The following is a 1,029-nucleotide window of genomic DNA, read 5'->3' as shown; positions in this document are numbered from 1 at the left end:
GTTTTTGAAAAACATGAAAACTGACGACTTTTTTGAAAGGTATGAATAATTCAGGTATACTTCTTTTTAATAAGATGTAAAATGGGGTTATAGATAACCCGATAAAAGGTGATGGGGATTTTGGAAAAATTTATCGTTACTTTGTGCAACCACAGATTGATGTCCGAACGCAGTCCATTTTTGGCTATGAATTGCTCTTGAAGCAGTGGACTGAGGCGGGGTGGCGTGTGCCGGCTTCCTTTTTACAAGTTGATTTAGCGGTGATGTCATGGTTGCTGGTGGCGACCACTAAGATTTTAGGCTTGAAGGTTCAATACGTTTCCGTGAACGTCAATCGTGAACAATTGATGGATACGCAGATGGTTCAGGCCATCCTGCAGAGTCAAAAGCAACTGTATCCGGCTAAATTGACCGTAGAACTGACGGAAGAGACGAGTACCAAGACTTTTGCGGATACTGCGGTGATTCCGCAGTTGCGGCGGTTCGTGGAACACGGGATGCAGGTGTCCTTGGACGACGTGGGGACGGGGAATAATGATTACCAGAGTATTCGAGACTTCTTACCGTTAGCGTCGGAGATGAAATTTGCGCTCCAGAACTTTCGGGTGGGCATTCAAGATCCCCAGATTCAAGAGAAGCTGCGGGTCTGGCACGCCATCAGCCGCGAGTATGATCAACGCTTGATCTTGGAAGGCATCGAGACGGCGGATGGCGCTGCGTTGAGTGACCGGTTTGGGATTCCGCTGCGACAAGGCTACTATTATGGTAAGCCGGAGTTGTTGCGGTTAGCGGGAGACCCGTTGGATTTTACGCAATTAACGTCTTAGGTAGTGCGGATTGAGGGAGCCTTGAAACTTTTTTGAAGTTTTAGTTGACGTCATCAGTCTGGGTTGGTATAGTTATATACGTTGTCATCGCAAATCACTAACTAGACCAATTTGAAAGATTGAAATTAGTTGTTGACAGAGATGATAACGAAATGTTATATTAATTAAGTTGTCGCTTAGCGATGACGGTTCAGCAAGAAAC

Annotated in this window: 1 protein-coding gene; it reads left to right on the top strand. The window is 45.4% G+C overall.

Annotated elements, in window-relative coordinates:
• Nucleotides 1–143 precede the first annotated feature (143 nt).
• Entirely contained in the window at nt 144–827 is a 684-nt protein-coding gene (locus tag FD30_RS00740) for an EAL domain-containing protein (RefSeq protein ID WP_235803238.1), read from the top strand.
• The last annotated feature ends 202 nt before the right edge of the window (nt 828–1,029 follow it).

Origin of the sequence: Levilactobacillus namurensis DSM 19117 (assembly GCF_001434785.1) — a bacterium.
Taxonomy (GTDB): Bacteria; Bacillota; Bacilli; order Lactobacillales; family Lactobacillaceae; genus Levilactobacillus; species Levilactobacillus namurensis.
The sequence above is the reverse complement of the archived record's forward strand: the minus strand, read 5'-3'. Positions and strand labels throughout refer to the sequence as shown.